We start from the raw sequence: 15,230 nt of genomic DNA, 5'->3' as shown, positions 1-15,230 counted from the left end.
CACTTATGAGCATTAACGCCCTGTTGATTGAAGACGACAGCGACTTAGCAGAAGCCATTGCAGACTATATGGAACTCGACGGTTTCGAATTCGATTTTGCCTACAATGGCAGTGCAGGACTCAACCTTGCGTTAGAGGGGCGTTATGACATCATTTTGACGGACATCAACATGCCGAAAATGGACGGGCTTGATGTCTGCCAATCACTTCGCCAACAAGGTGTCACGACACCGATCCTAATGTTGACCGCAAGAGACACGCTACAAGACAAGATCGCGGGGTTCGAGGTCGGTTCGGATGACTATCTAGTGAAGCCTTTTGCGATGGAAGAGCTGAAAGTACGGCTGATGGCGCTGATACGTCGCTCTCAAGGTTCGGTGACATCGCTGTCTGTGGCAGATCTCAAACTGGACTTAGACAAGCACCAAGCCCTTAGAGACGGCAAGCTATTGAAGCTCTCGCCAGTATGTTGGCGAATGCTTGTGATGTTAGTGCGAAACAGCCCTAACGTGGTGAGCAAAGCCAAGCTTGAAGAAGCATGGGAAGACGAAATGCCAAGCTCTGACAGCGTGAAAGCACACCTGTTTAAGCTTCGACAAGTGGTTGATGCGCCCTTTGACTCAAAACTAATTCACACGGTTCATGGTATTGGTGTGGTCTTGCATGAGGAGCCATCATGAAACACGCGAACATGAATCGAGTCAGTATTAAGCGCGACATCTACTTCTATTTATTTGGCATCGTCGTGCTACTGACGGCCATCTACAGTTTGATGGTGTCACAGAGCTACCATATTGGCCTTAATGAATCGGCAAAATATGGATTCTTGTATGAATTGGAAGTCGCAGAGCAGCAATACATCGAAACAGGGCAACTGCCAGACTACCAAAACCCGACATTTCAAGCCTTTCTAAGCTATTCTGAGCTGCCTGTTAAGTTTCAACAAACCTTTGATTGGAAAGCGTTTGATAACGATGCGATTTATGAACACTACGAGCAATCACCTAACAATGATTCAGGCCAATACCTCTATGCCGCTAAACATCAAATTTCCGGTAAAGACGAAGCTTTGTATATTATTTCTGAGTACGATGAAGCCATCTACTTGAATCTATTCGAGCTGAACCCACCTGATTCCGTCAACCAAATTAACAATGCCTTCATTGCCATCGGCCTCCTATTGCTCTTGGTGTTCTTGATCATTCGCCTTCTGATATATCGAGTTACTAAACCGATTATTACGCTATCAAAATGGTCTGAATCTCTGGATGTGGGCAACACTGAAGGGCTGACTCAGTTTCGATACAAAGAAATCGACCAGTTGGCTTCGCAGCTTGTTAAGAGCGTACAAGGTGAGCGTCAGGCCAATGAGCGTGAGAGCTTTTTCTTAAGAGCTGCTAGCCACGAGTTAAGAACACCGATTGCCACTATTTCAGCCAGTGGCGATATGCTGGTGCGGTTATCTGAAACTATCCCTAACAGTGGTCAACGAGCGGTAGCGCGAATCCAACGCTCAGCCACCAACATGAAAGCCTTGGTAACAACGCTGCTGTGGATGAGTCGCAATAGCGAAATGGAAACCAACTATGAGCAAATCAACCTGGCTCCCCTGCTCAATAACATTATCGAAAGCCAACGTTACCTTCTCAAAAACAAAGAAGTAGAAATCCACACCAAGGTCGGTCAAGGCGAACACTCCCTTCCCCGCGAGTTAACTGAGGTTGTGCTCACCAACTTAGTCCGAAATGCATTCCAACATGGTGGCAACGGAGATATATGTATCACACTGACAGAACATCAGTTTGAGCTGACCAACCGTTTGGAAGATGAAAACCTAACAAACGACTCAGAACAGCAAACCTCTTTTGGTATCGGCCTAGAGCTCATTGATCGCGTTTGTCAGAACCAAGGTTGGCAGTTTACTCATGAAACTCACAACAATGAGTTCAACGTTAAGGTAATTCTGTAGATGCTTAATTGATGGTGACCAAAAGTTTACCCTTGCTTGGTTATGCTAATCGTACAATCTAGTTAGGAGTAATGTTATGGGCACTTGGATTCTAGAAACACTATTGTGGGCTGTGGTAACCGTGGCGGTTTGTGTCGCGATTTGGGGTCTTTACTTACCTAATATATTAATCGCATTAGGCGTGTCGGTAGCGGTATCGCTGTTACTGGGGAATAGCTGGAGAAGCTAGAATTTCGGCAAGAAGACGATGAGCAAAACGAGCTGTGCGCTGACACACCCGACAGCACCTAAGTTACTAAGTTACTAAGTTACTAAGTTAGATTGTTAGGTACTCACTGTCGGGCGCAGAGTTGAATTAGCTAGTCAGCGTATCTTCGAATACACCGAGCTCACGACCAAGCCAAGTCGCACGTACTGTGTGGTCTAGCGTTTCTTCACCGCCCGTTACTGGGTGAATAAGCACCGACATATCGCCGCGCTCTTGATCCAACCACTCAACAATGCCCGACTCTTTATTCGCAAAGTGAATCTCAAACATTGGCATTTTATGTGGCCCAACCAAACGCTGTATTAATGGGAAAGTCTCTAACACATCTTTACGTTCTGAGAGGATTTTCTGACGCAGTGTTTCTGCCTGCTCTGCAAAGCGCAGAGGGAAATAGATATGACCGTGGTACATGGCACCATCCTTTAGAATTATGATGTCGCAAGTTTATACCTAAACCGCCTTTAATAGCTAAGTCTTAATAGATGAACTTGATTGGTGAGGGGCGATAAGAGAGAAAAACTAGAGTCTGTTATTCGAAGTAATCAAAAACAGACTCTAGTTATGTACAGCGAGTTAGTTTTGAAGCGACTAAGGCTTAAGCTTTAAAACACGATCAATGTCTTCCGCGGAATGGCGCTCTGGTACTTGCTCCCACTCTTCGCCAAATGAACGGTTCACTACTCGGCCACGCTGAAAACCTTCACGAGCTTCAAGTTGCTTCGCCCAACGAACGACGTTGGTGTAAGACTCAACCTGTAGGAACTCGGCTGCATCGTAAATTTTGCCTAGCACAAGGTTGCCATACCAAGGCCAAATCGCGATATCTGCAATGCTTAGCTCTTCGCCCGCCACAAAAGTGCTATTTGCAAGTTGCTTGTCTAGCACGTCTAGTTGACGCTTCGCTTCCATCGCAAAGCGGTTAATTGGGTACTCTTGCTTTTCATCAGCGTAAGAGTAAAAGTGGCCAAAACCACCACCCAAGAATGGTGCTGAACCTTGAGCCCAGAACAACCAGTTAATGGTTTGTGTTCTCGCTGCCCCTTCTTTTGGTAAGAAGTGACCAAATTTTTCAGCTAAGTGCATCAAGATAGATGCCGATTCGAAAACATTCACGTCTTCAGCACCAGACTTATCAACGAGTGCCGGTATTTTGGAATTTGGATTCACTCCAACAAAACCAGAAGAGAACTGTTCAGCTTCACCAATGTTAATCAAATACGCATCATATTCAGCTTCTTTAACACCTGCCGCTAACAACTCTTCCAGCAAGATAGTGACTTTTTGACCGTTAGGTGTACCAAGAGAATACAATTGAAAAGCATGGTCACCAACAGGAAGCTCTTTATCAAAACGAGCGCCAGATTCAGGACTATTGATATTTGCCCACTTGTTACCACCATCAGTATCGTTAACCCAAACTTTTGGCGGTGTGTATTGTTCTGACATGATATTTCCTTATTAATATAGGGTAGCTTTAACTGATATTAGGTCACGCTCCCTTGGTTAAAACCCCTAAATACAATTTCTTTTCAAACTGTTAAGCATGGCTTATTCCAGAAAGACATAACCTGCTTTATGAGAAAGCACACGTGAAAGATAAGTGCCCAATCAAACCTAAGCCACAGAACGGTTAGTACGAAACATGATTTAGTCACGACATGCCTACAGGTTAAAGAAAGCTGTGATAAAATCGGGAGATTACAATTGATAAGGATTTGGCAATGTCTTCTGATTACACTGGCTCGAGTGCAGCGTACGCTCGCCAAGAGAAAGGCTACCGTGAAAAAGCACTAAAACTGTACCCATGGGTTTGTGGTAAGTGCGCGCGTGAATTTGTTTACTCGAACTTAAGAGAGCTGACCGTTCACCACGTGGATCACGACCATACAAACAACCCTGAAGATGGCAGTAACTGGGAACTACTGTGCTTGTACTGTCACGATCATGAACACTCAAAATACACAGATCATGACCGTTACGGTGTTGATGCCAAGGCTCGTTTAGACGACCACCAATCAGCGACCCACAACCCTTTCGCCGATCTAGCGAAGTTGATGAAGAAGTAAATGATTCCTTCTTTTTAAAAGCGAGTCGTTCGAATAACAAAGAAACCCCAGTATGTCGCCATACTGGGGTTTCTTTTATCTGCCGTCATAACCAAAAATAGAAATCAGGTAGGCAGGATCAAAAAGAGCCTTCCGAAGAAAGCTCTTTTTAGAATTCTGTATTAGTACTGCAATTAAGCTGCTGCTTCCTTGCGAGACTCTTCTACTTGCTTAGCGCGTTTTTTCAAAATCAACTTATCGCGGTATGTAAACCAAACGTAAGACACAACCACTAAGAAGAACAGGTATGACAATGAGAAAATGAACGGCGATTGAATAATATCGTTCGAGATACCCCAAGAAACACCGACAACCGTCACTGCAATTTTCGCGAAAAAGCCACACATCAATAGCATTAAAGCCAACTGTGGGAAACGCGTACTGCGGAAAGCTAACCAATAGCAACTACCTACTGCCAATGCAGCAATATAGAAGCCAAACAAGAAAGAGTGGATATGGTCAGCTGCCGCTAAACCACCAGAAATTGACATCAATAGAATTAAAAACAGTTTCATAATACTCGCCTCGCCATAAGTTGGAAACGCATCCTTTCAAATTTGGAATCTCAGTTTGCGTACTATTTTCCCACTTTTTCTCAACAACACAACCCCTCTAATCGAACAAAATGTAAGCAAAGGTACTACCAAAAACCAACCGTAACAACTGGTTAACATTTTGTTTTTAATAAAACTCCGTTACTCCTTGTCTCATATGGACAAAGCGGTATTTTGATTTATTTTGTTACACAAAATTAACCTTAGAAAATATTTAAAATAATTCGTAACTCTGTGATATCCGCACGGAATACGTGGCCATTCAGAAATACTTATCGAAGAACCCCTTAAAAAATAAGCCCGTCATGCGAAAAAGAACAAAATAGAAAGGTATTAAACACAATTGCAAAACCAATAAAAAACAACCCATTAACAAGTTTGAGTTTATTTACCAAAAATGGAAAAAGAGATTCCAATCACATTTTTATTGGTTATAATCCGCGCTCTTTTGCGCTGTCTGTTGATAAACGCAAACTAATTTTGAAGAAACAATCACAATAACCCGTCTTTAGTTAAGTGGCTCACCACTGACCAACGACAAAACTGAGAATAAAAATGAGCAAGATTGATAAAGCATCACGTATCCTGCTAGCAGGCTTCTGTATCAACCTTTGTCTTGGCATCCTGTATGCTTGGAGTGTATTTAACAAGGCGCTAGTGACTGAAGCTGGTTGGAGTGCTGCTGAAGCATCTTCACCTTACGCTATTGCAACTATCACATTCTCTGTTTGTCTTCTTGTTGCAGGCATCCTTCAAGACCGTATGGGCCCACGTAAGATCCTTATTCTTGGTACAGCGCTTACTGGCCTAGGTATGATTGCTTCTGGTTTCGCTACGACTCCTATGATGCTAAACCTAACGTTTGGCGTGATGACAGGTGCTGGTATCGGCTTCGGTTACGCATGTCTTTCTCCATCAGCAATGAAATGGTTCCATTCTTCTAAGAAAGGTATGGTTAACGGTCTAATCGCTGCTGGCTTCGGTCTTGCTGCTATTTACCTAGCACCACTAACTTCTGCGCTAATCGATAGCATGGGTATCCAAACAAGCTTTATGATTCTTGGTGTTGGTGTACTTGCAATCGCAGTACCTCTAGCGGCAACGATCAACAACCCACCAGCGGATTACACGCCAGCTGAGCCTAAAGTAAAAGAAGGCCAAGCACCTAAAGCGGTTAAGAAGACTGAAGACCTAACGTGGAAAGTAATGCTGAAGACTCCTCAGTTCTACTCTCTATGGATCATGTACGCATTTGCTGCTTCTGTTGGTCTTATGATCATCGGTAACATCACTACGATTGCTAGCGTTCAAGCGAACCTACCAAACGCGGTTTACCTAGCGTCTATCCTTGCTGTATTCAACTCAGGCGGCCGTGTTGCTGCGGGTATGCTTGCAGATAAAATCGGCGGCGTACGTACTCTACTTCTAGCATTCATCCTTCAAGGCGCGAACATGGCTCTATTCGCTACGTTCAACTCTGAATTCACGCTAATCATTGGTACGGCTATCGCAGCTGTTGGTTACGGTACGCTTCTAGCAGTATTCCCAACACTAACTGCTGAATTCTACGGCCTGAAAAACTACGGTACTAACTACGGCGTGCTTTACACGGCATGGGGTATCGGTGGTGCTATCGGCGCAGCGGTTGTTGGTTACTCAATGACGAATGGCGAAGGTTACAGCCTAGCTTACACAATCTCTGCAGCTATGATGGCCGTGTGTATTGTTCTAGCAATCATCACGAAGCCAATCTCAGAAGCTAAAGTTTCTGAACTAAAAGCATCTCAAGCTTAATCGTCAGAAAAGATTGAATTTGTTACTGAAGAGCTTAACCTTAGGGTTAGGCTCTTTTTGTATCAAGCGACTAACCCATTGACGATAGAAACCACTCCTCAGCTCTCCCCTACTTATTATCTCGACAACTTTAATCGACTGATTGAACACGCTCAAACACTCTATCCCGATCTTCTGAGTGACGATGAATGCCGTTGGTTGTCGGAATACAAACGTCTTTCGGTTGCAAGCCAGTGTTTAATAGTTCGTTTGCTTTCTCGCAAGGGCTGCTGGTTTCGAAGTGATAAGCTCGACTATACTGAGATTCCAGATCTGAAAAACGCCCTGCAAGAGCTAAACGCATCGAACTTCATTACGTTAAGTCACCCAACTGAACAACATAACCTCGTCATTAGCGATCTCGAATTAGGGTTGCATCTACTGACTAAACCAGAGCTGTTCAGCGCATTCCCGTCTCTTAAGAACAATAATACAGCGAAGAAAGACGAACTCTTGGCTTTGCTCGATCACCAGCCTTTTGATCAGTTTCAAAACTTGTCGTTCGATTGTATTTACGTTGTCGAATCTGAAGTTATTGATATCTTGCTGCTACTGTTCTTTGCCAATACTTATCAAGATCTAAGCCAATTCGTTCTTAGCGATCTTGGACTCAACACCTTCGAAAACTATCCGTTAAGCAAACAGCGTCGTTTCTTCACCTCCAAAGAACAGCTCAATCAACTGCTCCAGATACGTGATATTCAACATCAATATTCTGAGGGCGACCGTAAAGACCCAGAGTTTCTTAAACTTCTTTTGCAATCGATACCCGCTGAATCGGAGCACAAGAGCATAGCCAGAAAACGATCACGTTTGATCAACGTTATTGCACGCGATCTAGAAAGGCTCAACCAAAACGACCAAGCGGTCTTTTGGTTCAAACAATCCGTACTTCCTCCGAGCAGAGAACGACTTGCGCGCATCTATGACAAGCAAGACGAGCTAAACTTAATGTGTGACATTGTCACGCAAATGAAAGCTACTCCATCGGATGTGTCAGAGTTGGAAGTCGCGATTAAGCTTGAAGATAGGCTACTACGGAAACAAGGGGACAAAATTTCACGGACCATAAAGCCGATCTGCAAAGAGATGAGACTGGAATTGGACCTCAGCCAAACGCGAGTCGAGCTTGCGGTGAAGCAGTATTTTGAGAACCAAGGTTGGGAAGTCTACTTTTCAGAGAACAGCTTTTTATGTGGGTTGTTTGGCTTAGCCTTTTGGGAAGTGATTTTCGCAGACGTTGAGGGCGCATTTATCAATCGCTACCAACATCGCCCCCTGGATCTGTACCATTCAGATTTCGTAGACAAGCGAGTTGAACAGATCCCGTCTGTGTTTCAAACCATATCCGAGCAAGGGCTAAATCAATTGCTTGATATCTACGACCAAAAACACGGTATTGCTAACCCTTTTGTTCATTGGAATCATTTTCCCAAAACACTCATAGAACACAGCATCGACTCCATTCCCAACGCCTTAATCGTCGAGCTATTCAAAGTGATATTGAGTGACCTAAAGCTATTTAGAACTGGGATGCCGGATTTGATTGCGTTCAAGGACGATGAATTTCATTGGATTGAGGTCAAAGGGCCCGGCGATAAATTGCAAGATAACCAGTGGCGATGGATCAAAGAGTTTGAGCGATTGTCTGTTCCATTCTCGGTTTGCTACGTTAATCAGTAACGCTTTACTCGCCAGTATGGCAAGCGCTTCGAAAGGTTACGTTATTCAATCCTATTAATATGTTGTCTATAAAAACGTTAGAACATGAGCATTTTCAATCATTTTCGATATAATTAGAGAAAATGCCTAATCTTTAAATACGTATGAATCTGAAAAAACTCTTCATTTTAGCTTTTGTTAGCATCTTCTCAGGTTGTGCCGTTTACGCTGGTCTTAACTTCGATGAGCTATTCGGTAAACAAGAAGTGCGTGATCGTCAGGCCCCTATTCTCTCAGCCCAAGCACAGCATTTCATCGACGAAGTAAAGCCCATTATTGATAACCGCTGCGTAGTTTGTCACGCTTGCTACGACGCGCCCTGCCAGTTAAAGATGTCTTCAGTCGAAGGTATAGACCGAGGTGCAAGCAAAGCACTCGTCTACCAAGGCACACGTTTAACAGCGTCTGCACCTACCCGTTTGTTTGAAGATGCGATCACGACGCAAGAGTGGCGTGACGCAGATTTCCACCCGGTATTGAATGAACGTATGCAGAATTCAACCGCAAACCTCGATGCTGGATTGGTTTCTAGACTGCTAATCCAAAAAGAGAACCACCCTCTTCCCGATCAGACGCAACTTGAAGGTTTCGACTTTTCAACCGACCGTGACCAGCAGTGCCCGACCATTGAAGAATATGCTCAATACGAAAGTGATTACCCAACTTGGGGAATGCCTTATGGCATGCCGAACTTGGATAAAACGGAATACGCGACCTTAATGAGCTGGCTAGAAAATGGCGCGCTCATGAACGACCATATCCCTCTCAACGATGCCGAACAGGCACTGGTTGATGTTTATGAAAGCTTCCTAAATAAAAGTGACAACCGAAGCCAGCTTTCTGCTCGCTACATCTATGAGCACCTGTTTTTGTCACACCTGTATTTCTCTGATTTAGCTCAGCCAACGCGCTTCTTCACCCTTGTTCGCTCAGCAACACCTCCTGGTGAAGCGGTTCAGCGAATCAGCACACGACGCCCTTACGACGATCCAAACGTTGATCGAGTGTATTACCGTTTGATTCCAGAACAAGGTTCAACTGTCGATAAAACACACATGCCATTTGCCTTAAATGATGAGCGACTACAAAAGTGGAACACGTGGTTTGTAGATGCGAATTATCAGGTTCAAGCTTTGCCTAGCTACGACATTGATGTCGCGGCAAATCCGATGACGTCATTTGATTCACTTCCTGTGAATTCCCGTTTTAACTTCATGTTGGATAACGCGCAGAACACCATCATGGCTTTCATCAAAGGCCCTGTATGTAGAGGGCAACTGGCACTTAATGTTATCAATGATCGCTTCTGGATTGTCTTCATTGACCCGGACAAAGCAAACGTACCAGAGATCAACGCGTTTTATGCAAGCCAGAAAAAGAACTTAAAACTGCCTAGTGAGCTTAAAAGTAATACGGTTCCAGTGACGCATTGGGTGAAATACGCAAAGCAGCAAGCACGGTACCTGAATGCGAAATCCGACTTTACCAATAAATGGTTTGAGAGTGGCGTAAACCTAGATACAGGCATCATCTGGGATGGCAACGGCACTAATGCTAATGCTGCGCTCACCATTTTCAGACACTTTGACAGCGCCTCAGTTGTACAAGGTTTAGTTGGACCTCAACCTAAAACCGCATGGATTTTAGACTATGCACTATTAGAACGTATTCACTATTTGCTTGTCGCAGGTTTTGACGTTTACGGCAATTTTGGCCACCAGCTGATGACTCGTATGTTTATGGATTTCTTGCGTCTTGAAGGCGAAAGTAATTTCTTAACCTTACTGCCAAAAGACATCAGACACGTTGAACATTCCAGCTGGTACAAAAATCAAAGTGTTCAGCTGAGCGACTTCTTGCAACGCAACATTGCACCTTTCGCGCAACCGACCAACGTGATTTACAAGACTGCGGATCCTAAGCGTGAACTGCTGAATATGATCAAAGATAAACTTGAGCCTGTCCTTAATGACCGTTTCGACATAGTCGACACGGGTTTTAGTCAGAAAAATGAAGCATTGCTTCGACAAGTCAGCCAAGTGCGAGGCGAAGGTTTACGTCACTTCCCACCACTGATAATGATGATGATTGAAGGTAAAAACGGTCAAGATCAGCTGTTCACTGTTATCCACAACAACGCGCACACCAACATCTCAAGCCTGTTTGATGAAGAAGCGAACCGCGATTACGTCAATGATGATTTAACGATAGTGAGAGGCGTGGTCGGAAGCTACCCAGCGGCTTATTTGTCTTTAACTGAAGAACAAATACCGACTCTAGTATCAACACTGCAAGGACTTAAGTCTGAAGAAGATTACGTCGCAATGCTCGACAAGTTTGCAGTACGACGCAGCTCAAGTGAGTTCTGGCCTTTCAGTGATCGCGTACACCGCTGGTACAAGCAAGATCAGCCGATAGAATACGGCTTGTTAGATTACAACCGTTTCGAAAATAGATAGTCGTCTTATACAGAACAACAGCAACGAACATGTCATTGCTTGCTCAAATAAAACGCCTCTGAACGGATAACCCGTCAGAGGCGTTTTTTCGAAGTCGGAAAAAGCTCGATAGCATTAACCGGTGATTTTCAAATAAGTGACTACTCGCTCATATCTAGTTACTTGTTAAAGGTCATTCAAACATGCTGCTTGAGTGCAATTAATGAATCTTTCGTGAGTTCAGCTAAAGAGTCTGCATTCTCTCTGTACTGCTGCAATGGTTCTGAGCTTGCCTCTATGACTTGGCAAGCCGTGTAAAGTTGCAACAAACCTAAACTGCCCGCTGACCCTTTCAATTTATGGGCAAGAGACTTCACTTCACGCCCATTATCAGAATCACTCGCCTCGAGCATTTCACGCAAAGTAACGCGGCTACTCTCTTCAAATAGCCCCACAATCTGCTTCATTTTTTCTAAGCCGAGAATGGACAAGTCACCTTTGATGACATTGGAATCAATCAATTTCACAGGAATCTCTCCTTGCTCTTCTGTTTGCGAAGCCTGAGTAGCTAGCTCAGAAACGACACTCGCCATCTGAGATGAATACAACTCGTTACCTTTATTCTTACGAGCATTGTTATTTTTACTGCATATAGAATCGTCTGGATCGGGTTGTGGCAGTAGCAAAGTCTTGCCATCGAGTTGGTTCACAATAAGTTGAGCCAGCGCCTCTTTTTCCAACGGTTTAGGTAGAAACCCATCAAATCCAGACGCTAAATAGCTCTCAACTTCCTCGTTAAAGACATGAGCGGATACGGCAACCATAGGCGGTGTATACTGTTCTGGAACATCTGCTGAAATCACAACAATCTCTTTCAGTTGTTGGATTAATTCAACGCCATCACAGTCAGGAAGGTTAATATCGACTAAGGCAATATCGAAAGTTTGCTCGCTAAAAATAGTCCGAGCTTCTTGGCCCGTTGTTGCGATAACAACCTCATGTCCTAGGTTATGTAAAAACCCTTCCGCAACGATGCAGTTAACCGGGTTATCCTCAATTAACAGTACCTTGGCGCGAATACAGGTTTCAACAGCCACAACTTTGGTTTCTATTTTCTCACCCACTTGCAATGGTAGAGAGAACCAAAATTGACTGCCCTCACCTTCTTCGGAGTGAACACCAATATCACCATTCATAGCCAACATAACGCTTTTACTGATCGCGAGACCTAACCCAGTACCACCTGTTTTATTACGACCACTATCGGTTTGGCTAAATGCATCAAACAGGCACTTCTGTTCACTTTCATGGATACCGACACCAGTGTCAGATACCTCAAACATAACTCGATTTTCGTCTTCGACATCCAAACTTATGAAGATATCAACGGCACCATTGTCTGTAAATTTGATGGCATTACCGACAAGATTGTTCAAAATTTGACTAATTCGTGTCACGTCGCCACGCCAATAACGGTGAACATCGCTTTCGATATGGAAGTTAAAGTCTAGCTTCTTCTCACTTGCTCGGCCCTCCATTAATTGGTAGGTGTCTTGAACCATCTGATGCAAATCGAATGAAGCGACGCGAATTTCAAGGTGCCCAGCCTCAATTTTTGAGTAATCAAGAACATCATTCAAGATTGCCAGTAAGTTCTTACCACTGCGATTAATGATATCGGCATAACCCGACTGCAGAGGGTCTAGCCCCGTATCTTTGAGCAGTCGCGCGGTACCCAGAACACCATTCATCGGCGTTCTAATTTCATGACTCATGGTAGCCAAGAAAGCAGATTTAGCGCGGCTTGCTTGCTCGGCAGCACTGCGAGCTTTAGCGTGGTTCCCAACTTCAACATTCAACTTTTCGTTGGTTTCTTGTAGTTGATAAGTGCGCTCGGTGATCAATTCCTCAAGGTGTTCTTTATGCTCTTCGAGTTCTCGTTTTGCTTTCGCTTCACCAACCGCGACCACTTGCAAGGCTTGCGCAGTATTTCTCGCGGTAATAATGGCTTCACCCATGTGAGCAAGTTCATCGTTACCCTTAACTGAAATATCGATATTGAGGCGCCCTTGAGCAATCGACATCAGGGCTATCGAATATTCACCTAAGCGTTTCACCACGGAAATATAAACCACTCGCCACACAATAAACGCGACGATGATAAGACCCACAAGAGAGATAACCGACAACGACCATTGAGCCAGATTCAAGGTCGACGTTAACTCATCAACCGCTTTTTTCGTACTCAAGTTGGAGTCATCAACGAGCTGGTTGACGGTAGTGTTGAGTTCGGAGAACAACTGCAAAGTATTCTGCATTAAGAACTCAGACTTTTGCGTGTTTTCGTACTGTTCTAAAGAGATATCAAACACGACCTGACGTCGTTGTAACTCTTCAAGAAGCTGAGACATTTGAGCAGAGCGAGTTGGGTCTTCGACCGCTTTAACACGGCGCGCCATGATTCTGAGGTTCGCTTCGAATTCCGTTTTAATCTGGTGAATACGCTCAACGTTAGTGACGGTCTGAGTTTCTTCGATTTGATTAAGCATTTTGAAAGCTAACAGATGTAATTCGTGCAAGCGCTCAGATAAGTCGAGGTCGACTTCAACCAACGCATCTAGTGCTTGATAAGCCTTGTCGGTTTCTTTGGTTTCCAGCAGGTCATAGATATGTGTGACATTAGCAACCGCAATGGTAGCCGTATTAAGAACTTGTGTGCGAGTTAACTGTTCAAGTTCTTCAGCAAGCAAACGCATTTCTTCTACGCGTGACGAAAGTTCCTTGGTCAGCCATAGCTTTCGCTCGACGGAAACCCCTAACTCAGCCAGTGTATTGATGACGCTCTGAACGTTATTCTCAAGTTTCTGAAGAAGTTTGGAGTCGAAGCTATCGACACCCAACTCTTTAATGTGCTGAAGAAGTGACTCCAGTTGGTCAAACAGTATCGTGCCCGCTTTTTTTCTTTCGGCTTCGCTTCTCGCGCTAGAGAGTGTTTGCACAGACGATATAATACGATTACTCAATTCAGAAACCTGACGAGCTTCAATCATCGCGGGTAACGCTGAATCAACAACGTTTCTCTCTGTTTTTGCAACGAAACTGAATCCAGAAACACCAATCAATGCAGACAAAAGAACCAGTAATGCCATCACTAAAAATGAGGCGAGTAGCTTGCGTCCAATACTTGCTGTGGCTAACAACATATACCCTAAACCTTAAAAACGTTCTTCTTTACCCATGCAGAATACGCTATATTTTGCAGTGTTTCTTATCTAAAACCAATAAAACGGCAATTCATGCTATCTAAACCCTTTGCTTCTAAATGTCTTCTTTCGTTACTGGCTATCATGGCTTCTTCAGCACATGCCGATGACCCAATGAACTCAGAAAAAACGTCAGACTCTAAACCTAACAAAGAGAAAATCTGCGCCATTTATCCACACCTGAAAGACTCATATTGGCTATCGGTCAATTACGGTATGGTCTCTGAGGCGGAAAAACAGCAGGTTGAATTAAGAGTATTAGAAGCAGGCGGATACCCAAACATTGGTAAGCAAGCCTCTCAGCTTGTGCTTTGTACTAAATGGGGTGCTGACGCCATTATATTAGGTACTGTATCTCCTGATGCTTATCACGATAATCTCTCTGACTGGGTTGGGAATACACCCATTTTCGCCACTGTTAATGAACTAACCGTTAGCAAAGAGCAGCAAAAAGTGCTCAAAGGTACAGTCGGTGTTGATTGGTATGAGATGGGATTTCAAGTCGGTGAGTTTTTAGCTAAGCGGCATCCAAAAGGTTCTGGGAAAACACCCATCGCCCTGCTTCTCGGCCCTCAGTCTAGTGGAGGCACAAAGCCTGTAGCATTAGGGTTCTATGACGCAATAAAGTCGAGCGACGTGGAGATTGAGGTCAGTTACTGGGCAGATAACGATAAAGAACTGCAAAGAAACCTTGTGCAACAAGTGATTGATGAGCCTGATATTCAATATATTGTTGGCAGTGCTGTCGCAATCGAAGCGGCGATTAGTGAATTGAGAGCGGCGGGAAAAACCGAAGAAATAGGTTTGATCTCAAGTTACTTGAGTCATGGAACTTATCGAGGGTTACTACGTAACAAGGTGTTGTTTGCACCAACAGACAAAATGGTTGAACAAGGTCGATTATCCGTAAAACAAGCCGTCAGTTACTTACGCGATCAACCATATGAGATACACAGTGCACCCACTATCGAAGCACTGACACCTGCAACGCTCAAAGATCAAATTATCGCCGACTCATTGTCACCTTCTGAGTTTCGTCCGGTATTCAGTGTGAATCCTTAGTGCTATATTGGCTGAA

The 15,230-nt window shown here is 44.1% G+C and carries 12 protein-coding genes; 8 read left to right on the top strand and 4 right to left on the bottom strand.

Going from position 1 to position 15,230, the window contains the following annotated elements; genetic code table 11:
• Positions 1-5 precede the first annotated feature (5 nt).
• From ED652_RS12790 to ED652_RS23775, 3 genes are all read left to right on the top strand, one after another.
• Positions 6-680: a response regulator transcription factor gene (locus ED652_RS12790; protein ID WP_102361020.1), complete on the top strand. Its 675-nt coding sequence runs from the start codon at positions 6-8 to the stop codon at positions 678-680.
• Entirely contained in the window at positions 677-1,969 is a 1,293-nt protein-coding gene (locus ED652_RS12785) for a sensor histidine kinase KdpD (RefSeq protein ID WP_122055074.1), read from the top strand. The genes ED652_RS12790 and ED652_RS12785 overlap by 4 nt, the downstream gene beginning before the upstream one ends.
• Positions 1,970-2,045: 76 nt before the next feature.
• Positions 2,046-2,198, top strand: a complete 153-nt coding sequence (locus ED652_RS23775) for a hypothetical protein (protein WP_009844874.1) — start codon at positions 2,046-2,048, stop codon at positions 2,196-2,198.
• A 126-nt stretch (positions 2,199-2,324) separates the two neighbouring features.
• On the opposite strand, the gene ED652_RS12780 is transcribed toward ED652_RS23775, so the two are convergent.
• Positions 2,325-2,648: a DOPA 4,5-dioxygenase family protein gene (locus ED652_RS12780; RefSeq protein WP_122055073.1), complete on the bottom strand. Its 324-nt coding sequence runs from the start codon at positions 2,646-2,648 to the stop codon at positions 2,325-2,327.
• Between the two features lie 177 nt (positions 2,649-2,825).
• Positions 2,826-3,683: a glutathione-dependent disulfide-bond oxidoreductase gene (gene yghU, locus ED652_RS12775; protein ID WP_122055072.1), complete on the bottom strand. Its 858-nt coding sequence runs from the start codon at positions 3,681-3,683 to the stop codon at positions 2,826-2,828.
• A gap of 275 nt (positions 3,684-3,958) precedes the next feature.
• Between yghU and ED652_RS12770 the strand changes: the two genes are divergently transcribed.
• Positions 3,959-4,303: a YajD family HNH nuclease gene (locus ED652_RS12770; RefSeq protein ID WP_004730279.1), complete on the top strand. Its 345-nt coding sequence runs from the start codon at positions 3,959-3,961 to the stop codon at positions 4,301-4,303.
• Positions 4,304-4,476: 173 nt separating this feature from the next.
• Here ED652_RS12770 and ED652_RS12765 read toward each other — a convergent pair whose 3' ends face one another.
• A complete protein-coding gene (locus ED652_RS12765; RefSeq protein WP_017105054.1) occupies positions 4,477-4,857 on the bottom strand; it encodes a hypothetical protein in 381 nt (126 codons plus the stop codon).
• A 594-nt stretch (positions 4,858-5,451) separates the two neighbouring features.
• Here ED652_RS12765 and ED652_RS12760 point away from each other — a divergent pair.
• The 3 genes from ED652_RS12760 (at position 5,452) to ED652_RS12750 (ending at position 10,910) form a co-directional block, all read left to right on the top strand.
• Positions 5,452-6,690: an OFA family MFS transporter gene (locus ED652_RS12760; protein ID WP_065105442.1), complete on the top strand. Its 1,239-nt coding sequence runs from the start codon at positions 5,452-5,454 to the stop codon at positions 6,688-6,690.
• 57 nt (positions 6,691-6,747) lie between these two features.
• Positions 6,748-8,412, top strand: a complete 1,665-nt coding sequence (locus ED652_RS12755; RefSeq protein WP_122055071.1) for a VRR-NUC domain-containing protein — start codon at positions 6,748-6,750, stop codon at positions 8,410-8,412.
• A gap of 143 nt (positions 8,413-8,555) precedes the next feature.
• Positions 8,556-10,910, top strand: a complete 2,355-nt coding sequence (locus ED652_RS12750; RefSeq protein WP_122055070.1) for a fatty acid cis/trans isomerase — start codon at positions 8,556-8,558, stop codon at positions 10,908-10,910.
• A 176-nt stretch (positions 10,911-11,086) separates the two neighbouring features.
• Here the strand turns inward: ED652_RS12750 and torS are convergent, their stop codons facing one another.
• The gene (gene torS, locus ED652_RS12745) at positions 11,087-14,092 is read right to left on the bottom strand and encodes a TMAO reductase system sensor histidine kinase/response regulator TorS (protein ID WP_122055069.1); all 3,006 of its coding nucleotides are present in this window, start codon (positions 14,090-14,092) and stop codon (positions 11,087-11,089) included.
• A gap of 93 nt (positions 14,093-14,185) precedes the next feature.
• Here torS and torT point away from each other — a divergent pair, with 93 nt between their 5' ends.
• The gene (gene torT, locus ED652_RS12740) at positions 14,186-15,214 is read left to right on the top strand and encodes a TMAO reductase system periplasmic protein TorT (RefSeq protein ID WP_065105438.1); all 1,029 of its coding nucleotides are present in this window, start codon (positions 14,186-14,188) and stop codon (positions 15,212-15,214) included.
• The last annotated feature ends 16 nt before the right edge of the window (positions 15,215-15,230 follow it).

Origin of the sequence: Vibrio sp. Evd11 (assembly GCF_900382755.1) — a bacterium.
Classification (GTDB): Bacteria; Pseudomonadota; Gammaproteobacteria; order Enterobacterales; family Vibrionaceae; genus Vibrio; species Vibrio lentus.
The sequence above is the reverse complement of the archived record's forward strand: the minus strand, read 5'-3'. Positions and strand labels throughout refer to the sequence as shown.